This is a genomic window from Verrucomicrobiia bacterium, from assembly GCA_035495615.1.
In the GTDB taxonomy this organism is placed as follows: domain Bacteria; phylum Omnitrophota; class Omnitrophia; order Omnitrophales; family Aquincolibacteriaceae; genus DATJFP01.
The window spans coordinates 1-21,249 of the sequence record DATJFP010000048.1 but is presented as its reverse complement, the minus strand read 5'-3'; the positions used below and the strand labels follow the sequence as shown (position 1 = coordinate 21,249).

General features: G+C 58.3%; 18 protein-coding genes. 10 read left to right on the top strand and 8 right to left on the bottom strand.

Features of this window, described 5'->3' with window-relative positions; all coding sequences use genetic code 11:
* Genes nrfD through VL688_06595 form a run of 3 tightly spaced genes read right to left on the bottom strand, consistent with a single transcriptional unit; the run spans position 1 to position 4,981 of the window.
* Positions 1 to 1,395, bottom strand: coding sequence for an NrfD/PsrC family molybdoenzyme membrane anchor subunit (nrfD, locus tag VL688_06605; GenBank protein HTL47717.1), 1,395 nt, complete (start codon positions 1,393 to 1,395; stop codon positions 1 to 3).
* Complete coding sequence (locus VL688_06600; GenBank protein HTL47716.1) at positions 1,385 to 4,366, bottom strand: TAT-variant-translocated molybdopterin oxidoreductase; 2,982 nt, start codon at positions 4,364 to 4,366, stop codon at positions 1,385 to 1,387. Before VL688_06600 ends, nrfD begins: the two co-directional genes overlap by 11 nt.
* Before the next feature lie 51 nt (positions 4,367 to 4,417).
* Positions 4,418 to 4,981: a cytochrome c3 family protein gene (locus VL688_06595; GenBank protein HTL47715.1), complete on the bottom strand. Its 564-nt coding sequence runs from the start codon at positions 4,979 to 4,981 to the stop codon at positions 4,418 to 4,420.
* 321 nt (positions 4,982 to 5,302) lie between these two features.
* On the opposite strand from VL688_06595, the gene VL688_06590 reads away from it, so the two are divergent.
* The 3 genes from VL688_06590 to VL688_06580 all read left to right on the top strand — a co-directional run bounded on the left by VL688_06590 (position 5,303) and on the right by VL688_06580 (position 9,574).
* A complete protein-coding gene (locus tag VL688_06590; protein HTL47714.1) occupies positions 5,303 to 6,742 on the top strand; it encodes a tetratricopeptide repeat protein in 1,440 nt (479 codons plus the stop codon).
* 4 nt (positions 6,743 to 6,746) lie between these two features.
* A complete protein-coding gene (locus VL688_06585; GenBank protein ID HTL47713.1) occupies positions 6,747 to 8,153 on the top strand; it encodes a FecR domain-containing protein in 1,407 nt (468 codons plus the stop codon).
* Between the two features lie 149 nt (positions 8,154 to 8,302).
* Positions 8,303 to 9,574, top strand: a complete 1,272-nt coding sequence (locus VL688_06580) for a FecR domain-containing protein (protein HTL47712.1) — start codon at positions 8,303 to 8,305, stop codon at positions 9,572 to 9,574.
* 8 nt (positions 9,575 to 9,582) lie between these two features.
* Here the strand turns inward: VL688_06580 and VL688_06575 are convergent, their stop codons facing one another.
* Together VL688_06575 and VL688_06570 are read right to left on the bottom strand one after the other, a co-directional pair.
* Complete coding sequence (locus tag VL688_06575) at positions 9,583 to 11,802, bottom strand: adenylate/guanylate cyclase domain-containing protein (protein HTL47711.1); 2,220 nt, start codon at positions 11,800 to 11,802, stop codon at positions 9,583 to 9,585.
* Entirely contained in the window at positions 11,799 to 12,134 is a 336-nt protein-coding gene (locus VL688_06570) for an STAS domain-containing protein (protein HTL47710.1), read from the bottom strand. Before VL688_06570 ends, VL688_06575 begins: the two co-directional genes overlap by 4 nt.
* Before the next feature lie 90 nt (positions 12,135 to 12,224).
* Here VL688_06570 and VL688_06565 point away from each other — a divergent pair, with 90 nt between their 5' ends.
* Positions 12,225 to 13,382 carry an ATP-binding protein gene (locus tag VL688_06565; GenBank protein ID HTL47709.1) on the top strand — a complete coding sequence of 386 codons (1,158 nt, stop codon included), beginning with the start codon at positions 12,225 to 12,227 and terminating at the stop codon, positions 13,380 to 13,382.
* Here VL688_06565 and VL688_06560 read toward each other — a convergent pair.
* Together VL688_06560 and VL688_06555 are read right to left on the bottom strand one after the other, a co-directional pair.
* Entirely contained in the window at positions 13,369 to 14,691 is a 1,323-nt protein-coding gene (locus VL688_06560; protein ID HTL47708.1) for a GAF domain-containing SpoIIE family protein phosphatase, read from the bottom strand. The genes VL688_06565 and VL688_06560 overlap by 14 nt on opposite strands.
* Complete coding sequence (locus VL688_06555) at positions 14,691 to 15,401, bottom strand: DUF3307 domain-containing protein (protein ID HTL47707.1); 711 nt, start codon at positions 15,399 to 15,401, stop codon at positions 14,691 to 14,693. Before VL688_06555 ends, VL688_06560 begins: the two co-directional genes overlap by 1 nt.
* A 142-nt stretch (positions 15,402 to 15,543) precedes the next feature.
* Between VL688_06555 and VL688_06550 the strand changes: the two genes are divergently transcribed.
* The 6 genes from VL688_06550 (at position 15,544) to VL688_06525 (ending at position 20,718) form a co-directional block, all read left to right on the top strand.
* Entirely contained in the window at positions 15,544 to 16,542 is a 999-nt protein-coding gene (locus VL688_06550; GenBank protein ID HTL47706.1) for a hypothetical protein, read from the top strand.
* A gap of 369 nt (positions 16,543 to 16,911) precedes the next feature.
* On the top strand, positions 16,912 to 18,228 hold the full coding sequence (locus VL688_06545; protein ID HTL47705.1) for a zinc ribbon domain-containing protein: 1,317 nt from the start codon (positions 16,912 to 16,914) through the stop codon (positions 18,226 to 18,228).
* A gap of 79 nt (positions 18,229 to 18,307) precedes the next feature.
* Positions 18,308 to 18,751 (top strand): hypothetical protein, encoded by a 444-nt coding sequence (locus tag VL688_06540; protein ID HTL47704.1) that lies wholly within the window; start codon positions 18,308 to 18,310, stop codon positions 18,749 to 18,751.
* Positions 18,748 to 19,056 (top strand): hypothetical protein, encoded by a 309-nt coding sequence (locus VL688_06535; protein HTL47703.1) that lies wholly within the window; start codon positions 18,748 to 18,750, stop codon positions 19,054 to 19,056. Before VL688_06540 ends, VL688_06535 begins: the two co-directional genes overlap by 4 nt.
* Before the next feature lie 79 nt (positions 19,057 to 19,135).
* On the top strand, positions 19,136 to 20,398 hold the full coding sequence (locus VL688_06530) for a glucose-1-phosphate adenylyltransferase (protein ID HTL47702.1): 1,263 nt from the start codon (positions 19,136 to 19,138) through the stop codon (positions 20,396 to 20,398).
* 2 nt (positions 20,399 to 20,400) lie between these two features.
* Positions 20,401 to 20,718, top strand: coding sequence for a hypothetical protein (locus VL688_06525; GenBank protein ID HTL47701.1), 318 nt, complete (start codon positions 20,401 to 20,403; stop codon positions 20,716 to 20,718).
* Between the two features lie 18 nt (positions 20,719 to 20,736).
* Here VL688_06525 and VL688_06520 read toward each other — a convergent pair.
* On the bottom strand, positions 20,737 to 21,249 hold a 513-nt coding region (locus VL688_06520), incomplete at its 5' end, for an LptF/LptG family permease (GenBank protein ID HTL47700.1).

Genomic DNA, 21,249 nt, shown 5'->3' with positions numbered 1-21,249 from the left:
TTAATGATCCTTTGATTTTTCTTCGTGCTCTTCCTTGGTTTCCTGGGCGAGTACCTGCATTTCGGAAATCGCGATCATGGGAAGCACGCGGATGAACAGGAAGAGCAGCGTGAAGAAGAGGCCCATCGTTCCGATGAACGTGGCCCAGTCCCATTTCGTGCCCCAGTACATGCCCCAGGAAGAAGGAAGAAAGTCGCGGTGAAGGCTGATCACCACGATGACGAATCGTTCCAGCCACATGCCGATGCTGACAATGATCGAAACGACAAACAGGACAACCTGATTGGTGCGGCATTTTTTCAGCCAGAAAACCTGCGGTGTCAGGACGTTGCAGAAGATGAGCGCCCAGTAGAACGGCGCGTACGGGCCGTACATGCGGTTGAGGATCATGAACTGTTCGTAACGGCTGCCGCTGTACCAGGCGCCGAAGCATTCCATCATGTACCCGTAAGAAACGAGGAGCCCGGTGGCCAGGATGATTTTGGCCATGTTGTCCATGTGCTTGATCGTGATGAAATCTTCCAGGCCGTAAAATTTGCGCAGCGGGATCGCCAGCACCAGCACCATGGCAAAGCCCGCGAAGATGGCGCCGGCCACGAAATAAGGCGGAAAGATCGTCGTGTGCCAGCCCGGGATGATCGAGGCCGCGAAGTCCAGGCCGACGATCGTGTGCACGGAAATGACCAGCGGCGTCGCGATCCCTGCGAGCAGGAGGTAAGCGGTTTCGTAACGGAACCAGTGCCGGGCCGAACCGCGCCAGCCCATGGAAAAGATCCCGTAGATAATCCGCGGAATTTTTTTTGTCGAGCGGTCGCGCAGCGTGGCGAGGTCGGGAATAAGACCGACGTACCAGAAAAGGAGCGAGACCGTCGCGTAAGTCGATACGGCGAAGACGTCCCACATGAGCGGGCTGCGGAACTGCGGCCAGAGGCCCATGGTATTGGGGTACGGGAAAAGCCAGTAGGCCTTGTAAATGCGGCCCACGTGAATGAGCGGAAAGACGCCTGCGCAGGACACGGCAAAAAGCGTCATGGCTTCCGCAAAACGGTTGATGGACGTGCGCCACTCCTGGCGGAGAAGCAGCAGGATCGCGGAAATCAGCGTGCCCGCGTGCCCGATGCCGATCCACCACACGAAATTGATGATGGCAAAGCCCCAGCCCACGGGAATGTTGATGCCCCAGATGCCGACGCCGCGGATGACAAGCCACGTGAGGGCGGTCATGAGCACCATGAGGACGGAAAAAGAAATGCCGAGCCCCAGCAGCCAGCCCGGATGGATCTTGCCGTCCAGCACGATGGAACTGATCTTGTCGGTCACCGTCGAGTAAGTATGCTTGGGCGATAGGAACTGCGGTTTTTCCAGCGGTTTTTTCTTTTTCGGGCTAGAGGACACGGCCGGCCTCCAAAATCGCGGGATTGGGATTGGTGACTTTGGCCAGATACGTCGTTCTCGGGACCGTGTTGAGCTCGGTCAGCAGGCCGTAATTGAGCGGCGATTTTTTGAGGCCCGCGACCTGGCTTTCTTTATCGTTGATGTCGCCGAAGACGATGGCCTGCGTCGGGCATGCGGCCTGGCACGCGGTTTTGATCTCGCCGTCCCTGATTTTGCGGTTCTCTTTCTTGGACGTGATGCGCGCTTCGTTGATGCGCTGGACGCAGTACGTGCATTTTTCCATGACGCCGCGCACGCGCACGGTCACGTCGGGATTGCGCATCATCTTGAGCGTTTCGGTATGATAATCATTATATTCCAGGAAGTTGAAGCGGCGCACTTTGTAAGGGCAGTTGTTCGAGCAGTAGCGCGTGCCCACGCAGCGGTTGTAGACCATCTCGTTCAGGCCTTCCTCGGAATGCGTGGTCGCGCCGACAGGGCAGACCGGTTCGCACGGCGCGTTCTCGCAATGCATGCAGGTGACCGGCTGGTTGTGCAGCTTGGGATCATCGGCGCTTCCTTCATAATAACGGTCCACGCGGATCCAGTGCATTTCGCGGCCCTTGAGGACCTGCGTCTTGCCGACGACAGGGATGTTGTTCTCCGACTGGCAGGCGACCATGCAGGCATTGCATCCGATGCAGGCATTGAGATTGATGACCATGCCCCAGGCGTAATCTTTGTATTCGTATTTCGGATACATCGAAGTGTTTCCGGTTTCGTGATCCTGCGCGAATTCCCGGTCCTTGGCGAATTCCTTTTGAGTGGCGGCTCTCACGAGATTGCGGCCTTCCATGGAGTGATGGAGCTGCGTCGCGGCAAGCGCCACAGTCTTGCCGGTTTTTCCGATGCGGAAGCCCTCTTTCGAAGCTTCCGAAAAGCGCACGGTGTAGGCGTTGAAGCCGATTTTTTCCGCGATCTTCCCGCCGTGCGTGCGTCCGTATCCCAGCGTCAGCGTCAACGTGCCGTCGGATTGGCCCGGCGAAACCCACACGGGCGCGAGAACTACGTTCGAACCGCGGGTGAATTGGAGCACGCCGCCGGTTTCGAGGCCGATTTCCTCGGCCGTGCGCGGGCTGACCATCACCGCATTGTCCCAGGTGAGGGTGGACATGGGCTTGGGCAATTCCTGGAGCCAGCCGTTGTTGGCGAAGCGGCCGTCCCAAATGGAAGGATCGGGACGAAAATTGACTTCAAAGCCGCCGAGCATGGACGGATCGGGCAAATCGCCGAAGTCTTCGGCCGCGAAGCTGGTTTTCACGCTTTTGCCGCGGGCCTGGAACGCGCTGCCTTCCACAAAGCCGTCGTGCAGGGCGCGGCGCCACTTGCTTTCGAAAACGGGCTCGCCCCATTGGCTTTTCCAGTAATCGCGGACGACGTCGTAGCCTTTTTTCAGGCGCCCTTCAAGCAGGACCGAAACGATTTCATGCGCGGATTTTCCGGCGTACAAAGGCTCGATCAGCGGCTGGATCATCGTGACCGTGCCGTCGCTGGCGCGGCCGTCGGAGAACATTTCGAGATAATGAGTTTCGGGAACGTGCCAGTGGGAAAGGATCGCGGTCTCGTCTTGGTAAAGGCCCAGATGCACGCTGCGTCCGGCCTTACTGAGCGCGCCGGCAAAGTCCAGGTCCGCGGGCGCGTGATAAGCCGGGTTGGTGCCGAGCATGACGAGCAGGTCCACCTGGCCTTGCTTGAGATCGTTCACGAGTTCCCGCAGGGAAGCTTCCTGGTCCAGCGGATAATCTTCGACCGTCGGGATGATTTGCACCGTCGTTCCGAAATTGCCGAGCACCTGGTTCATGGCATGGGCCAGGGCGTGCACGAAAGGCGGCTGTTCTTCTCCCGCCAGAATGAGGCTCGAACCCCGGTGGGCACGCAGGTCTTCGGCCGCGGCGGCAAGCCAGGAAGGCGCCTTCGGAGCCTTGGACACGATGCCGGCGGGCGTGTCCAGGCCGAGCGCCTGCGCAAGCTGGATCGCGGTAAAAGAAATGGAAGAGGCCCGCATGGCAAAGCGGTGGTCCGCGACGGAGCCGGCCAGCGTGGGCGTGCTTTCGACCGCGTAAAGGCGGTTGAGGTTCGCCGTCTCGGGATCGCGCCGGCGGTCGATGAACTGGCGTGCGTAACGCAGGCTGCCCGGAATGCGCGAGAAAAAGTCCGCGTCCAGCGAAAACACGACGTCGGCTTTGGAAAAATCATAACGCAGGTCGCCGTATTCGCCGAAGGCCATCTTCGCGCCTTTTCGCGCATGGTCGCGGGAAACGGGATCGTACTGATGCCATTTGGCTTTCGGGTATTTTTGCAGCAGGCTGCGGAGCTGGAACGCGAGCGTAGGGGAAGTGACCGTTTCAGTGAGGACGCGCAGGCCCGCGCCCTGCTTGGAATCCTGGAGCTCGAGTTCTTTCTGGAGTGCTTCGAGAAACGAATCCCACGTGCGGATGCGGCCCGCATTCAAGACGACCTTGGAACGGTCCGGATCGTAAAGCCCGAGGACCGATGCCTGCGCGAAGATGTCGGTCGCGCCGAGGCTGTCTGGATGTCCGGGGTTGCCTTCGACTTTGGTGGGCCGGCCCATGTGGCTTTCGGCCAGCAGGCCGAGCGTCGTGCCGTTGAAAGGCATGCCGGTCGCAAAAAAGAGCGGTTTTCCGGGGATGATTTCTTCCGGCATCTTGGAGTAGGGGACGATTTTTTCCAGGGAAGGCAGCTTGCAGCCCGCGAGGCCGGACATCAGGATCGACGCGCCCATGAGCTTCAGGAACTCGCGGCGGTCGATCGGCTGGTCGAATTCCGCGGCGCCGTGCGGGTATTCGTGTTCCAGGAATTCCTTGAAGTCCTTGGTCTCGGCAACTTCTTCCAGGCTGCGCCAGAACGTGGAACCGCGGAGCTGGGACAATTTTTGCCGGATTTTCGACAGGTCGAAGGCCGGTTTATCCATGTTGGGTCTTTCTATATATAAGGCGATCCCGGCCCCCCTCGGGGTCCAGGATTACCGGTGGCAAACGCTGCAATTGGTCAACTGGTTCTTGTGAATCTGATATTCCGCGACAAGCTGCTGGCCCATCTGCTTCTGATTTTCAGGCTTCCAGTGCATGTCGAAAACTTTTTCTTTGGGCCGGATGAAATTTTCCGGGGCCCGGTGGCATTGAAGGCACCATTCCATGTGCAGGGTGTTGGCCCGCGACATGAGGGGCATTTCGTTCACCTGGCCGTGGCAGACCACGCACGCCACTCCTTTGGCCACGTGGATGCTGTGATCGAAATAAACGAAGTCGGGCAAATCGTGAACGCGCGTCCAGGCCACGGGCTTTCCCGTGCGGAAGCTTTCGCGGATCGGCTCGAGGATGGGCGCCTGGTTCCACATGATCGAGTGGCAGTTCATGCACGTCTTGGCGGGCGGGAGCCCCGCGAACGAAGAGTTTTCGACGGAAGTATGGCAGTACCTGCAATCGATGCCCAGACCTTCCACGTGGTGCTTGTGGCTGAACGGCACCGGCTGGTCGCGCGCGACCCCCACGTGCGTCATGTAAGGCGAGCGGATCACTGCGGACATGATGAGTCCGAGCGCGCCGAGGAAAAAAACGGCGCCGAAAATGCTGACCCTCGCGAGAGTGTTTGAACTAGGATGAAAAATTTGCGGCATAGAAAGGCGTTATATTATCATTTTCCTCGTCAGATTTGTAGGACAGTTTTTAATTTTACAAACAACCGCGCTTTGTTAAAATGTTTATGAAGTAAAAAACGATTTGCCTTCGAAAAATAAGCGCCGATTTTTTTTTCACGGTCCTGACGATGCATGACGCTCTCAATTTGCAGCAGGAAAGCGCCGAAATAATACAGCACGATCACTTTTAACCAAGATCCAAGGGAGTCCATGGAAAAAAAATCGCGCTGGAGCGTCCTGAAACATCACCGGGCCGCGTTTTTCGTGCTTTTATTCTGCTTTCTGCTTCCGGCCCGCGGCTTTTCGCAGCTCAACGAAGAAAACGAAACCGGCGTGGTCACCCGCGAAACGCGGAACCAGCAGGCAGTCGAAGCCACTTCCGAACAATCTAAAAAGCAAGCCGGGCTCGAAAAGGTCAAGAAGGTCACCTACGAGGACATTCTCAAAAGTCCCGACGACCTGAAGCTGAATTTCGAATACGCGCAGTCCCAGGTGAAGGAAGGCAATCTTCTCGGGGCTGCGACCACGCTCGAGCGCATCCTGCTCATCAATCCCAAACTGCAGAAAGTCCGGCTTTTTTACGCGGTCGTTCTCTACCGCCTGGACAACTGGACCGAGGCGCGGCGCGAGCTGGAAACCCTTCAAAAGCAAAAGCTGCCGCCGGACATGCGGGAGGAAGTGGATACGTATCTCAAGCGCATCAAGCGCCGCCTGCGCCGGACGAAGGTGAGTGTCCGCCAGAGCGTGGGATTTGAAGCCGACTCGAACCGCAACGCCTCGCCGTCCTCAAAGCGGCGGCTTGTCACCAACGTCCCCGTGGATGTTTCCGGATCGAGCGTTGCGACAAGGGACAACAGTTTCGTGAACGTCACGCAGGTCAACCTGGTCCATGACCTGGGTTTCCAGGCGGGCCACGAGATTTTCGCGTCCTTCACGCATTTCCAGCAGGAGCAGACGCATGTCGATTCCCTGGACCTGCAGTCGCTGCAATACGAATTCGGGGCCAACCTGAAAAGCAAATGGGCGAATTTCACGCCGCTTTTTTACGCCAACAATATTTTTCTCTCCCGAGAGACTTTCCTCAGGACCCAGGGCGGGGAATTCGATTTCGACAAGACCTTCGGCCGCTTCAGCGCTTTTTCTGACACGAGGATCGAGCATCAAAACTTTTCCGGAATTTCGGAAAACCCCACGGCTCCGCAGCGCACGGGCGTTTATACGGAGCTCGAGAATGGCTTCAGCTATGCTCTTCACCCCCGTATTTCGTACGGCGCCAGCCTGCTTTACGGCCATAAAACCGCGCGCGAGGATTTCAACGCCTACGACCGGCTTCAAATCCGGCAATCCGTGACGACGCTCCTGTGGAAGGGCCAGTTCATCCTCAACTCGATCGATCTGGCGCGCGACGTGTATGCCGACCCGGACGTGGCCATTGCTTCCCAGATCCGCAAAGACGGCACGCTCCGCTATCGCGTGACGTACGGCGTGCCGTTGGAAACCCTTTATATAGGAAAGCTGCTCCCATCCGTCCTGAGGGGGATTGTCTGGACCTTCAGCTACGAATATTTCCGTTCCCTTTCGAACGTTACCAACTATACTTACCGCAACAACAAAATGCAGGGCATGCTGACGAAGAAATGGGAATTCTGACCTTATGAAGCTGAAGATCGCCGCCGTCCTCTGTTCCGCTTTTCTCATGGTGCATGCCTTGTACGCCCAGACCCTTCCCGGACCCGTCACGGCCCTGCCTCAGCCCGCAACGGTTCCGGCCCCGGCCGGCCCTGCGGTGGGCATCGTGGCTGTCGTGAAAGGGAAAGTCGAGATCGTGCCGGACGGCAAAGTCGGACGCATCGTTTCCAGCGGCGAAACCGTTTATCTCGGCGATGCCGTGACCACGGGGCCGGACTCGACGCTCCAGATCCTGCTGCTGGATGAAACGGTTTTCACCATCGGGCCTGACAGCAGCATCGTCATCGACGAATTTGTCTATGATCCCAAGACCCATGACGGTAAAATCGACGCCCGCATCCTCAAAGGCGTGTTCCGCCTCGTCACCGGCAACATCGCGCACAAAGATCCCAAGAGAATCGGCGTCAAGCTTCCTTCGGGTGAGGTCGGTATCCGCGGCACCATGCTTTACGGCAACGTCCAGGGTCTGCACTCCACGCTGCTTCTCCTGGGCCCGGGCGAAAACAACAATACCGCGCACCGGAAAGGGGAGATCGCCGTGCGCAACGAAGTGAACGGCCAGATGAAAGAGTCGATCGTGAACAAGTCCGGATTCGGTTCCGAAATCCCCGGGGAAAACCAGGCGCCGCTTCCGTCCTACCGCTTCAGCGATGAGCAAATCAATCAGATGACGACATCGTTGAATCAGCCCCCGCCGCAGCAGGAAGAGAAAGACTCGCAGGGATCGCAAAGTTCTTCGCCTTCGAACGCGGCTCCTGAAACGGCCCAAAAAGGTTCAGCCACGGAGCAGGCGGGCCAGGATACGTTTATCGCCGCGGATCAGGCCCTGGACTTCGACGTCATCAGCGATACCGGAGAGGCTTTGAGCCAGGAGTCCGACAAGGCGACGCAGGACGCCGCGGACGACTCTTTGGAGCTCCTCGACGGCCTGACCTCGATAGACGATTTGTCTCGTATCGAAACCGGCCAATTCAAATACGGATTCACGGGCGATCTCTTCAGCGGTACGACCGATGACGGCGATTTTACTTTTGCCATGAACATCGACTTTGGAGCGCGTACGATCGGCGGCGGCGGCTCGAAAATCACCGGCCATGCCGGCACGATTAATTCGAACACCAATTTCCAGTTCAACATTCCCACAACCCCGTTTGACCAGGGGCTGGCCGGATACGGCATCTTCGATTTTTCGGGACTGCTCGACAGCACCGCCCCGACGCCCTGCACGGGCTGTTCGGCCGACGTGACGATCGTCCTTGCGAATGCTTCCGGGAACGTGGCCCAGGCGGCCATCGCCGACGTGACCGTGACCAAAAGCGTTTCCACCGTCGAAGGTTCCGGCGTGGGCGACCGGGTCCCGGGCCAGAGTTAGCCTCTTTTCACCCCTCCATCAACTCCTAAGCCTTCTCTCCCAAGGGTTTTCATAGGGTCCTAGCGCTTTAAAAAGTGTTCTTTCTATCATCTTTGTGTCCACGGGCTCCCGCCTTTGACTTCCTTCCCGCATAGAACTACCTTTTAAATATGAACAAAAAGACGCTCTTTTACGGGCTTTTGCTTGGCCTGGCGGCCCTGCCCTGGGGCTTTGCCCAGACGTCCATGAACGCGCCGCTGCCTCCGGCCGCGCAGGTGGGCGTGATCGCCGCGGCGCGCGGCACGGTCGAGATTGCTTCCTCGGAAAAGGTCGGACGCGTGGTCCAGAGCGGCGAGCCCGTCTACCTCGGCGACGAAGTCCGAACCGACGACAAGGGCCAGCTGCAGATCCTTTTGATGGACGAATCCGTTTTTACGATCGGCCCTAACAGCCGCATCGTCATCGATGAATTTGTTTACGACCCCCAGACCCACGACGGCAAAGTCGCGGCAAGCATCCTGGCGGGCGCCTTCCGCGAAGTCACGGGTAAGATCGGCAAAAAGAATCCGAAGAACGTCGAGATCAAGCTGCCCGCCGGTTCCGTCGGCATCCGCGGCACTATCTTCTGCGGCCAGGTGAACGGCTTTCATTCGGAGATTCTTCTTTTGGGCCCCGGCGACAAGACGACTTCCGGCGAGCATGTAGGCGCGATTGCGGTGAGTAATGAAGTCGACGGCGAGACGGTCAGTGTGGACGTGACCAAGGCCGGCTACGGCACGGTGATCGAAGGCCTCAACGTTCCTCCGACGCCCGCCTTCGAATTTCCGGCCGAGCGCATCCAGGAGATGATCAGCCCTCTCATGGTTCAGGAAGAGAAAAAGGAACCGCAGCAGGATAGCGCGAAAAGTGAATCCGCGCGCGATACCAAAGCCGAAACCCGGAAAGCGGACGACGGGTCCAAAGACACGTCACGGACGGCCGCCAACAAGGCGCCGGACGGCCGTGACTCGAGCGGCAGCATGGCGTCGTCGACGAAGGCCCCGGCCGACATGAGGACGACCGACATGAAAGCTCCGGAAACGATGGATTCCACGCGCATGACGGACACCACGACGGACATGAAAGACTCAGGAACGTCTTCGCTTGGAGAGATGGACATGCCGGAAACCCGCGCGGATTACACGGAAGATTCTTTCGAGGGCGGCCTTGGCGGGGAAGAAGCCTTCAAGATGGACAGCGGGGATATCTCGAAAGATTACCGGGCTTCATCCGATGCTCTTGATACGAGCAGCAGCACGCGCCAGATCGACCAAATGACGGTGGATCTCGAAAAGGACATCCGGGAGTCTTCCCACGATGCCGCCAACGAGGATCTGCGGAAGCAATACATGGAAACTTCCGTGCAGCCGTCACCCACGCCCAGCGTTTCGATTTCGATCTAGCCGTCCGGCTATTTCGACATCGCGATCGTCACGCCGTCCCAATCCTGTCCCGGAGAAACCGCCGCGTACTGTTCGATCCTCTGAGCATAAAGCGCGTACAGCATTTCCAGCTCGAGGCCCGGAATTTTCATGCCCTTGAGTTCCCGGGCCAGGGCGAGCGCTTCTTTCCAGGACTGGCTGCGGTAGGCCGCGAGCATCTGCGCGTGCTTTGATTTCAGGGACGTAAAGCCCGGGGCGTTTTCGAGGGAAGCGTCTCCGAGAAGCGCGAAGAGGCGAGCGGGCTTGGTCTTGCCTTTGACGCGCACGGTGTCGACTTCCAGAAAGCAAAAGCCCGGAAGATTGTCCCGCGTGTTCTCTCCCGCCAGAATTTCCACGCCGTAATTGCGTGAAAGGCTTTCCAGGCGCGAAGCCAGGTTCACGGCGTCGCCCATGGCCGAATAGTCGAAGCGCTGGTCCGAGCCCATGTTTCCCACGCAGCACCGGCCCGTGTTGAGGCCGATGCCCAGTTTGACGGCGCCGAAATTTTTGGCGCCGGCCGCTGTTTCTTTTTCAAGCTCCGCGTTCCACTTCACCAGATGCGCCTGCATTTCCAGCGCGGCGCGGCAGGCATGCGCGCGGTGCTCCGGATCGTCGAGCGGCGCGTTCCAGAACGCCATGATGCAGTCGCCCATGTATTTGTCGATGGTGCCTTTGTGCTGCAGGATGATCTCGGTCATGGGCGTGAGAAAGCGGTTCATGAAATGCGTGAGCTCTTCGGGCTCGAAGCGCTCGGAAAGCGTGGTGAAGCCGCGAATGTCCGCGAACAAAAGGCTCATCTCTTTCATTTCGCCGCCCAGACGCAGGCGGTCCGGATTATTGGCCAGTTCCGCCACGATGGCCGGCGCGAGGTAGCGGCTGAACGCGCCGCGGATGTGGCGCTTTTCCGAATCCGTTTGCAGAAAGTGGATGAGCGACGAGGAAAGATAAATCACCAGGCACGCGACCGACGGAATCAGCGGATCCACCAGCCACTGATGCTGCGAATAGGCGATCCAGGAGCCATAATAAATTCCGGCAAAGCAGAAGGCGCACAAGACGGCCGAAACCGCGGCGCCCAGGTGCGGCATAACCAGGACGAGCACAAGCCCCAGCGCCACGATGAACGAGACTTCCGCGCCGATCGCCCAGTCCGGCCGGTAAAGGTAACGGTCCTGCAGGATTTGTTCCGCGATCTGCGCGTGAAGCTCCACGCCGGCCGCGCTCGGCGCAAGCGGCGTGGACCGCAGGTCTTTCAGGCCGATCGCGCTCGTCCCGATGAAAACAATGGAGTCTTTCACGCTTTGATCGCCCATGTCTTTGTCGAGCACGCGCCAGGCCGGGACATAACGTTCCGGAATGGAACCCGTGTCGTACAGCCAGATCCGTCCTTTCGCGTCCGTCGGAATGACGTGCTTTCCGACTTTGATCGCCACGATGCCGGTTTTTTTTCCGAAGCTCGCTTCGCCGCTGCCGCCGGAAGATTTCACGATGTAGCCCGGCGCGCCCAGGAAAAGCCGCGTGGCTTCCAGCGCGAGCTGCGGATAAAGATTGCCGCGCAATTGGAAGAGAAGGGGAACGCGGCGGATGATGCCGTCGTATTCCGGAAAATAATTGACGATCGCGTTTCCTGCGGCCGCTTTTTCGATGCCCGGGAGGCTTGTCACCGCGCCGGGAAAGTCCGACAGGAATTGGCCGGGCATGTCGCCCGCAAAACTAAAACCGGCTTTGCGGACGGGTTCCGATTTGTTGGCTTCACGGTGCAGGCTGAAGGACGAGACGACTTTGGCTTCGCCGATGGCTTTGGCAAAAATTTCGTCATGGTCCGGGAGATTCGCGATTTCGGTTTTGAGGCGGCTGGTTTCAGGCGTGTCCGGCCAAAGCGGGACGATGTTGCGCGGTGAAGTCCGGTCCGGTTCGGGAAACAGGACGTCGAAGCCGATGACCTCGGCACCTTCTTCCTTGAGACGAAGGACGAGCTGCGCGATGAGCGAGCGCGGCCAGGGCCACTGGCCGTGGCGCGCCAGCGACTCTTCGTCCACGTCGATGATCTTCACGGGCGCGGGCTCATAAAGCCGCGGCTGCATCTGCTGGAACAAATCGAAGAAACGCAGCCGTACCGCCTCCAGCGGTTCGGGGATCAGGGAGTAAAGGCTGACGACGAGAAAAAGCAGGAAAACGGGGATGAGATGGGGAAGCAGCCGCTTGATCATCCGGAGACGATTTTTACGGCCTCTTCCTGCGAGCCCGCGATCGAGAAAAACAGATGCAGCTTGGCCAGCTCGAAAACGCTTTTGACGGCCGGGGCGAGATTGAAGAAAACGATTTTACCGCCGTGGGCTTTGATTTTCTGGGAGAGCTCCACAAAGACAGCAATGCCGGAGCTGTCCATGTACCCCACCTTGGCCAGGTCCAGGAGCAGGTGCGGGCTTTCCAAAAATTTGTTTAAGCCGGATCTCAGATCCGCCGAAGCATGGTAATCAAGGTCTCCGTCGAAGCGCATCACGGGAATGCCGGACGGTATTTTATCGGGTATGATTTTCATGAGCCTTGAGTGGTAACCTCTTTTGTGCCAGATTATAGGGGCTTTGCCACGGTTGCACAAGCATCGATCCACCGCCCCCGAAGGGTTTTTATGACGGAACGCGACGCCGTTTTCGAGTCCGCCCACGAAATCGGCAAAATTTACCAGTCTCTTCTCGAAAGAAAATCGCTTTGCCTCTTTTTCCTCGAAAGCGCTTCTAAATTTATCGCCGCGGATGAAGGTTTTCTGTACCTCCTTGGCAACCAGAACCGCATCTGGCTCGACAGCCGCGTGCCCGATCCCGGCACGGCTTCCCCGGAATTCCTCGCGGATCTCGAGAAAAGGGCGGACGAAGTCCTGCGCCGCGGCAAGCCTGTCCACGACGGCCGGTTTATTTTTCTCCCGCTTCTTTCCCGCAACAGCGCGCTCGGCGTGGCCGCCTTCGTCAAAAGCGAAAAGGCGCCGGCTTTCGAGCCGCAGGACCTGGATCTCGCCGTCGGCCTGGGATTCCAGATGGCCGGGGCCTTGAAGAACATCATGCTGTTTGAAGAAAATCTGCGCATGGAACGCCTGGCCGCCGTGGGACAGACGACCGGCATGGTCATCCATGAAATCAAAAACATCATGCAGCTGGCGAAACTCTCTTACGAATTCATCGCGCGCGGCCTTGCCAAGAAAAAAGACGAATTCATCGTGCGCGGCGCCGCGAACATGGAAAAGGCGCTTAAGGAACTGGAAGGCTTTACGATGGACATGCTGAGCCTCACCAAAGATTACGAACTCGATCTGGACCGCGTGGACATGGCCGCACTGTTCAAAGAGCTGCAGGAATCGCTTCTCGACAAAGCCAAAGATCTTCGCGTGGCGCTGGAATTCAAAGCCTCGCCGGAACTCGATTGGGTGGACTGCGACCGCCGCGCGGTGTACCGGACGCTGCTCAACCTCATCAAAAACGCCATGGAAGCCACCGACCCCAAGCGCGCGGATTCCGCCGTGCGCGTGACGGCCGAGCCGCTCGACGCGGAGCGCTACGTTCTCAAAGTGGAAGACAACGGCATCGGCATGACCGCGGAAGTGAAGGCGCGGCTTTTCGAGGCTTTCTTTTCCACCAAGGGGCAGAAGGGAACAGGGCTGGGGCTTTTGATCATTGACCGCACGGTGAAGAAACACCAGGGCGAGATCCAAATCGAAAGCGAGCTGGGAAAGGGCACGACGTTTATCCTCACGATGCCCCGCAAGATCGCGCGTTCCGCGCCTAACGGATCTTGATCGCGAGCACCGTCGTGTCGTCGTGCTGCGGCGCGCCTGAAGTGAACTGACGGTAATCTTCCAGCAATCTCTCCGAATACTCGGCCGCGCTTGAACGGCCGGCCTGCAAGAAAAGTTTCAACCGTTCTGCTCCATATTCTTTTCCCGCGCGGTCCCGCGCCTCAATCACGCCGTCCGTGTAAAGCATCATCGCGTCGCCGCTTGCCACGGAACGTTCGGCCTGGGCATACACGCTGCCGGGCATGAGCCCGAGCGGAATGCCGCCTGCGTCCGTCAGAAACGAGGCTTCCGAGGACTTAGCCTCACGCATCAGGATGGGGTGATGGCCCGCGGAGCTGTAGATTATTTTTTTCTGGTCCGTGTCGAGCAGCAGGCACAAAAAGGTCACGAAAATGCCGAAGCTCGAATTCTGGCAAAGGCGGTCGTTCAGGTGATGGAGCAGCTCGGCGGGCGAGGAGTGCTGCGACACGAGGAACCGGTATTCGGAAATCGCGCGCACCATGGTGAGCGCGGCCGGCACGCCTTTACCGGAAACGTCGCCGATCACGATGCTGGTCTTGGTATCGCTCACGCGGATCACGTCGTAAAAATCGCCGCCCACCATGAGCGCGGGAAGCGTGCGGGCCGCGAGGTCCGCCGAGAAGCCCTGCTGGGAAAGGTCGGGAAGGAAATTCTGCTGGATCTGGTGCGCGATCGCAAGCTCCTGCTTGGCGCGCTCCTGGCGCACGAGCTCCGAATGCATGCGCGCATTTTCGACAGACAGCGACGCCTGATCCGCGAACACTTCAAAAAGTCCCAGCTCGTCTTTTTCGAAACGCGGGCGGCCGATCGGGTTGATGGCCTGGAGCACGCCGATGATTTTGTCGCGGTTTTTCATGGGCACGCAAAGGATGGCCTTGGTCGAGAATCCCGTGGCCTTGTCGAAGCGCTTGGCAAAGCGCGGGTCGCCGGCCGGATCGTTCACGACGACCGGTTCGCCCGTTTTGGCGACGTAGCCGCCAATGCCTTCGCCCATCTTCAGCCGGAATTTTTCCACCAGGTCTTTGCCCTTTTCTCCCAGCGCGACACGGAAGACGAGTTCCTGCGTGGCTTCATCGACAAGCATGAGCGAAGACGCCTCCGTGCGCATGACTTCCGCGGCGGTCTTCATGATGATGCCGAGGAGTTCGTCGAGGTTCAGCGTGGAATTGATCTTGGCGTTGACGGCCAGGACCTTGCGCAGGTTTGCGGCTTCCTTGTTCCGGGCGGGTGGAGACTTTTTCTTCGCCCGCACCGGCCGGGCGGCGCGGCGCGTTTTTTTCTTGGGCATCAGTGGGGGATCCAGGTTTTAAAAATCAGCCCGATGAGGGCGCTGTACAAAAAGCTCATGGAAAAGTCCAGCGGGTCGCGCAGTTTCGGAAAAAAGAGGCGGGGGATTCCGGCCAGCAGCGCGAACAGCCAGATGAGGGGCGAATCCCCAAAAAGGAAAATGCCCGCGATCAGCGGCCTTTCGATGAGAGCGTGGCTCATTTCAAACGGCGTGATCAGATGGTCGGGGCGCGTACCCGGGATGTAATTCTTCCTGAAGTTATAAAGAAGGTAGCTCCCGCCGAAGGTCACCAGCACAAAGGCGATCAGATAAAGCGTCCACGTGCTTTCCCGGTAATAGGCGTCCCAGGGCGCGCCGTCGAAGCCCAGCACGAGGCGGCTTACCGGGAGCAGCATCACGCTCGAGACCACGAGCCCGTGGAAGATCTGGTCGATCACAAAAAGCGGAAACGTGTAGGCCGGAATTTTCTTTTGCGTCGTGTATTTGATCACGTCCTGGATGAAATGCACGGTGCCCAGCCCGAGGATGAAAAACCAGATCGAAGGCTGGTGCCAGTACGGGTAAATGATGATGAGCGAGACCAGGACGTGGATCAGGACGTGCAGCAAATGCCCCCACACGCTGCGCACTTTCAGGCGGTAAAGCTCTTCGAACTGGAGGATGAAATCCCCGATGAGATGGGCGAGGTAGAGCTTAAGGAATAAAAACATGGTTAATTTTCACCGTTTCCGGACGTTTTCTTAACGGTCCGCGATTGGGAAATCCATTATTTACCGGGTACACTTAAAACGTATCACGATTATCAGCCGCTTCTCCCCCGGACTTTAGCGGCCCAACCTGCAAAGGTGCGTTATGAGTGCGGGTGTCAAAACGATCAAAAAAGAATACTTCCTCTCCGGCGCCAAACGCCGGACCATGTCCTTCGTCGACAACATCCAGGAAGGCCCGACCGTCGAATACTACGAGACAGGCGCGGTCAAGCGCAAGATGGAATATCAGTCCGGGAACATCGAAGGCATCTGCCAGCAGTTCTACGACACGGGCGAGCTTTGGATCGAAGAAATCTACCGCAAGGGAAAGTTGCACGGCCCGATGAAGTCGTATTACCGTAACGGCACGGTCCAGTCGGAACTTCCTTATGCCAATGGACGCATGCACGGGCCGGCCAAGGTCTACTACAGCAGCGGCATCATCAAAAAAGAAGGCCGCTTTAAGGACGGCAGGCAGCAGGGCGAAGCCGTGATCTACGAAGAGACCGGCAAGGTCAAGCGCCGCGGCGATTTCTTCAACGAAGAAGACACGCGCGACGAAGTCGTCTACGAAAAAGGCAGCAAAAACGAGAAGCCCGGCGGCCTCAAGCTTTTTCTGCAGTTCCTGGGGCTCATGGCCTTTCTCGGCCTGGTCGCCTTTCTCTTTGATCCGAACTCTCCCTTCCTGAAAGGCGGCAAAGACCAGATCCAGCAGGACATGAAGATCTCCTCAGCGCCCAAGCGCGATCCCATGCTGCCGCCGCCGAACCCGCCGGACGGCATCACGAAAACGTTTTATCCGACCGGCGAGCTGTACGCGGAATGGAGTTTCCACGGCGGCAGGGAAGACGGTGTCACCAAGAAATATTTTCCGAACGGGAAGCTCCAGGCCGAGCTGACTTATAAAAAGGGTATCCTGGACGGGGCCAGCATCATTTATCATGAGAGCGGGCGCGTTATTTCCCGGAACTATTACAAGGACGGTGCGATCCTGACAGGCAAGGACGCGGCGGAGGAGACCCATTTTACGGGGACCAAGATCATGATCCCTCAAAAAAACGACCAGGCGGGCGCAGGGGAAGAGGTCTTCGACCAGCAATAGATTGCCGGGCCGGGCCCTTTGAAAAAAAGGTTGCAGAGAACGGCAGGGCGGGACGATAATCATGTCGCCCATGAAAAGGAACCACAGGCCGTTCCATTTCGCGGTTTTGACTGCACTCCTGGCGCTTGCGGCGGGAGCCTCCGCGGCTTTCGCTTTCCCGGGGTCAATCTCTCCGTTACTCCCCTCGGCTGATTTCCTGAAACAAAAAACCGGACCGATCGTCGATTTTTGGGAAGATTCCGGATCCGCTTCCGCTGAGGCAGCGGCCGCGAAAAGTCCGGTTCAGGATACTCTGGCCTTGCTGGCCGCTTCTCATCAGGCCTTTTCCAGGTCAGCCTAGTTCTCATCCCAAACAACGAGGTTTTCGTAATGGCCAAAATGATTGATTACTACTGCACGCACTGCGGCAAAAACTTTCAGGCCGAAGAGCGCGAGATCATCGAATGCCCGGGATGTTTCTGGAGCACGTCGGTGAAGAAAAAAGAAGACGCGGCGCTCGAAACTCAGGCACCCGCTTCTCCGGAGTCTTCCCGGCCGCCGCTTTCCCTGGCCTGGCTGAAGCCTGTTGCCGTCATTGCGATTATAATCGCCGTGGTGGTTTTTCTCCTGCCGCGCCTGGGCGGCGTTCTCCAATCTCTGAAGCGCCCGTCCAAATCCGCCGGCGAAACACTGGTCGTGGAAAGCGGACAAATCGCCGAGCCTGCGAAAGCTCCCGCGAATGCGGCTGGCGCGCCCGCGGCGCCCGCTGTCCCGGCCGGAACGGTCACGCCGCAGGACGAACAAGTCCTTGCCGCGCGCGCCAGCGTGGACCCGCAGCGCGAGCTCTCACCGGAGGAAAAGCAGATCCTGGACGCCAACGCGCCTTTCCGGACCGGCTTCGTGGAGAAGCTTCCGTCCCAGGCCTGGACTCTTGAAAATTTCGAGCAGATGGTGGGGGAGCAGGAACGCTTTTATAAGATTCAGTTCCCGCACAGTTATCACAAAAAGCTCGAAGAGCTTTTCAAGGCGACGTACCTTCCGGCCATGGACGCATTCCTGGCCGGTGACCTGATGAAGGCGCGCGATTTGTGGGTCGCGTCGCTCGCGTTTCCGCTCTACAGCCAGGACGTGCGCAAGCACCGCGGCGTGGCGCTCACCATGCTGCGGCCGCTGATCAACGACACGCTTTCCAAGATCGGCGCCCTGAACGAAATGATCGTGGAACAGAATTTCCGCACGCGCGAAGAGGCGATTACCGCCGGCTATGCTCAGTTCCGTGAAAAATTGAATGCGCGCGCCTGGGCCGAAGCCATCGACATCGCCGGAAAAGCCGAAAAGGACATGGATGAGCTCGACAAGCTTGCCGCACAGGAAAGCGCGGCCCCGGACTATACCAACACCGCGGGAGTGGATCAGGACATTCTTGCCACGCTTGTGGACATCCGCACGCCTTCCCGCCCTGCGGTCGCGGACATGCGCGCGCTGCGCGCGGACATCGATGCCAAGAAGCAGCTCGCCGAAAGTTTTCTTCCGGAACGCGTGCAGGAACAGGCCGCGGCTTACGATAAGGCCTTGTCGCTGATCGCCTCCAAAAACTGGAAAGAGGCGCGCGAGCAGCTCGAGCAGATCCGTTTTCCTCTGCCGCTCGCGCAGGACGCGCAGGCGAAAATCCAGGTGATCGAAAAACTGGAAAAAAGCAAAACTTGATTCTCCGGAAAAATCAGGTTAATCTTTTTACGGAATTTTTGAGAAGAGTTTCGCAAGAGAAAGGACGGGAGCGCGGTCTTTGAAACTGTCCGGCCAAAAGTTTCGTTTCAGCGCGGACCGGGCCGACGAACTCTTGTACGGTTCGGGCCTGGTTCCCTCCGGAGCAACGGTGATGGGCCTCTTGTCGAGCGTCGCGGTTGCGACGAAGATCGCCAAGGCCGCCAAGCGCTGCCACCTCGGCGTGAGGAACACGGACAAAGCCGCGGTGCTTCTGGCGGGCATGAAGGCCGTGAAGCCGGTGCTGGTCCTGATCGACTGGGACGAATGCGAGCGGGAAGCGTTCCAGCTGCTGCAGACCCTGCGGCAGGACGAAAGTTTAAAGCGTTTGCCTGTTATGGGTTACGTTTCCAATAACAAGGCCGACTTGAAAGGCATGGCGGAACGGGCCGGCTGCGACCGGGTTTATTTTAAAACGGATTTCTTGAATCATCTCGAAGATGTAATCGCAAGGTGCGCGTTATGATTTTTCATCTGGGTACGGACCTCCCTCAAAAGACCGAACCTTTGCTGGACGAGACTCTGGCGGTGCTCACCGACCACGAGACCGACATCATCAAAAATCAGATCCGCCAGAATAGCCGCCTGATCGACGACTACCTCAAACGCCTCGACCTTTTCGTCAACAAAGAGCGCTATCCCGCGAAGGCCGCGTTCCTGGCCAAGATGCGCCGCAAGCTGGACCTGCTCATGGAAGAGAACGACACCTTCCGCCAGGTTTTGTGGACCCACTTTCAGCGCAGCGAAACGCGCCCGAAACCTTCCCGCTGATTTCCTTTCGAAATTCCATTTCCTAATTTTTCCCGGAAAAGATACAATAGGGCCTTGTTTTTCAATCGTGGAGTTTGAGATGGCCCGACAAGTTACGACGCTGATTCTGGGAGGCGGCCAAGGCCGGCGCCTTTTTCCTCTGACCGGTTACCGGTCCAAGCCAGCCGTTCCGATCGGCGGCAAATACCGTCTCGTCGACATTCCCATTTCCAATTCGCTCAACTCGGGCCTGAAGCGAATCTTCGTCCTCACCCAGTTTAATTCGGTTTCGCTGCACCGCCACATCCACCGCACGTATCCGTACGAGCCTTTCACGCAGACGAGCATCGAGCTGCTGGCCGCGGAGCAGACGCCGTCGAGTCTCGACTGGTTTCAGGGCACGGCCGACGCGGTGCGCAAGCACCTGCCGCATTACCATATCGACAACAGCGACGCGGTGCTGATTTTGTCCGGCGACCATCTCTACCGCATGAACTATACGGCGATCCTGGATTTTCATGCCGAACGTAATGCCGACGTCACGGTGGCCACGGTGCCGGTGGGCAAGAGGGAAGTGAGCGGCTTTGGCATCATGCAGATCCGCTCGAATGGCCACATCACGGCCTTCCGCGAAAAGCCGGCGCCCACGGAGAACATCACGCCGTACATTATCCCGCAGAATATCCGCGAGGCGTTCAACCTCACGGCAAAAAAAGATTTATATCTCGCATCCATGGGCGTCTATGTCTTCAAGCCCAAGGTGCTGTCGGAACTGCTCTCGGGAAATGAAACGGATTTCGGCAAAGAGATCATCCCGAAGGCCATCAAGCAGTCGCAGGTCTACGGCTACGTGTTCGATGATTACTGGCGCGACATCGGAACGATCCGCGCTTTTTTCGACGCGAACCTGGAGCTGACGAAGAAAAACCCGCCGTTTGATTTCATGTCGCAGGAAGGCCGCATTTTCACACGCGCGCGCTTTCTTCCGCCCAACAGCATCTTCAACTCGCAGCTCGACAACGTCCTGCTCAGCGAAGGCTGCATGATCGACGGGGCGCACGTGGAAGAATCGGTCATCGGTGTCCGCGCTTTCATCCGCGAGGGCAGCGTGATTCGCAAGAGCGTGATCATGGGCAATGACTTTTACGAGCCGGCCAAAAGCGCGGCCAAGCACCCGCTGGGCATCGGCAGGAACTGCCGGATCGAGAACTGCATCCTGGACAAAAACGTCCGCATCGGGAACAACGTGACCATCACCAACCACAAAGGGGTCCAGGAAGAGGATGGGAAAAATTATTTCATCCGCGAAGGCCTGGTGATCATCCCCAAAGGCGCCGTCATCGAAGACGGCACGAAGATCTAGCCATGAAAAAAAGGCTGCTCGTCCTCGTGCTGCTCTGCTGCGCCGCTGCCGGCGCGGCGCATGCCGCGGAAACGCAGGAAGCTCCCGCATCCTCGGACGAAATTTCCCACACGAAGGTTACCCCCGAACAAGCTGCCCGCCAGAAACAGATCGAGCGCCAGTTCCAAGGCCTGTCCCAGGGCCTCGGCCGCTTGCCCGTGCCGCCGGACGTGAAAGGCAAGACGATCAAGCTCACGCCGGTCGTGCCGCAGCACATCCATACCGCGGACGGGAAAGAAATCCCGAGCGCGCCTCAGGACACCAAGGCTCAAACCGAATAATTTGGGGGGGGAAATTGTCTAGTGGTTGGCGCGGTCCAGCATGAAGAGCGCGCCGATGGCAAAGACGATATTGCCGGCCCAGGCGCTGAGGAAGGGAAAAATCTTGCCTGCTTTGCCGAGCGCGAGACTGATGGCGCCCATCACGTGGTAGATGAAGACGAGGCCGATGCAGAGTAGGATGCTTCCCGCGATGGCCTTGCGGTTGCGCGTGGGCGCCAGGATCGGCACGGCCACAAGCATCATGACCAGCCCCTGCCAGGGGGCGGCCAGCCGGTAGTGCAGCTCCACTTTTTCGGAATCCACGTTGATCCCGTTTTCTTTGAGCTTCTGCACGCTGTGCTTGAGCTCGCGGTAGGAGAGGAACGTGCTTTCGCTCGAAGAGCTCGTCAGGTCCCGCGGCGTTACTTTCAGGTCCGGATAAGTCTTCGCGGGGAATTTGCGGGGCTCGCCGAGGATCTTGCCCTGGGAGTCCATCTGATATTCGGTAACGCCCTGGAAAGTCCATTTCTCGCCGTCCCACGTGCCGCTTTG

What these genes read in the sequence shown, in the direction of transcription:
- VL688_06600 (HTL47716.1), bottom strand. Translation starts at nt 4,366, where the DNA reads ATGGATAAACCGGCCTTCGACCTGTCGAAAATCCGGCAAAAATTGTCC.
- VL688_06595 (HTL47715.1), bottom strand. Translation starts at nt 4,981, where the DNA reads ATGTCCGCAGTGATCCGCTCGCCTTACATGACGCACGTGGGGGTCGCG.
- VL688_06590 (HTL47714.1), top strand. Translation starts at nt 5,303, where the DNA reads ATGGAAAAAAAATCGCGCTGGAGCGTCCTGAAACATCACCGGGCCGCG.
- VL688_06585 (HTL47713.1), top strand. Translation starts at nt 6,747, where the DNA reads ATGAAGCTGAAGATCGCCGCCGTCCTCTGTTCCGCTTTTCTCATGGTG.
- VL688_06580 (HTL47712.1), top strand. Translation starts at nt 8,303, where the DNA reads ATGAACAAAAAGACGCTCTTTTACGGGCTTTTGCTTGGCCTGGCGGCC.
- VL688_06575 (HTL47711.1), bottom strand. Translation starts at nt 11,802, where the DNA reads ATGATCAAGCGGCTGCTTCCCCATCTCATCCCCGTTTTCCTGCTTTTT.
- VL688_06570 (HTL47710.1), bottom strand. Translation starts at nt 12,134, where the DNA reads ATGAAAATCATACCCGATAAAATACCGTCCGGCATTCCCGTGATGCGC.
- VL688_06565 (HTL47709.1), top strand. Translation starts at nt 12,225, where the DNA reads ATGACGGAACGCGACGCCGTTTTCGAGTCCGCCCACGAAATCGGCAAA.
- VL688_06560 (HTL47708.1), bottom strand. Translation starts at nt 14,691, where the DNA reads ATGCCCAAGAAAAAAACGCGCCGCGCCGCCCGGCCGGTGCGGGCGAAG.
- VL688_06555 (HTL47707.1), bottom strand. Translation starts at nt 15,401, where the DNA reads ATGTTTTTATTCCTTAAGCTCTACCTCGCCCATCTCATCGGGGATTTC.
- VL688_06550 (HTL47706.1), top strand. Translation starts at nt 15,544, where the DNA reads ATGAGTGCGGGTGTCAAAACGATCAAAAAAGAATACTTCCTCTCCGGC.
- VL688_06545 (HTL47705.1), top strand. Translation starts at nt 16,912, where the DNA reads ATGGCCAAAATGATTGATTACTACTGCACGCACTGCGGCAAAAACTTT.
- VL688_06535 (HTL47703.1), top strand. Translation starts at nt 18,748, where the DNA reads ATGATTTTTCATCTGGGTACGGACCTCCCTCAAAAGACCGAACCTTTG.
- VL688_06530 (HTL47702.1), top strand. Translation starts at nt 19,136, where the DNA reads ATGGCCCGACAAGTTACGACGCTGATTCTGGGAGGCGGCCAAGGCCGG.
- VL688_06525 (HTL47701.1), top strand. Translation starts at nt 20,401, where the DNA reads ATGAAAAAAAGGCTGCTCGTCCTCGTGCTGCTCTGCTGCGCCGCTGCC.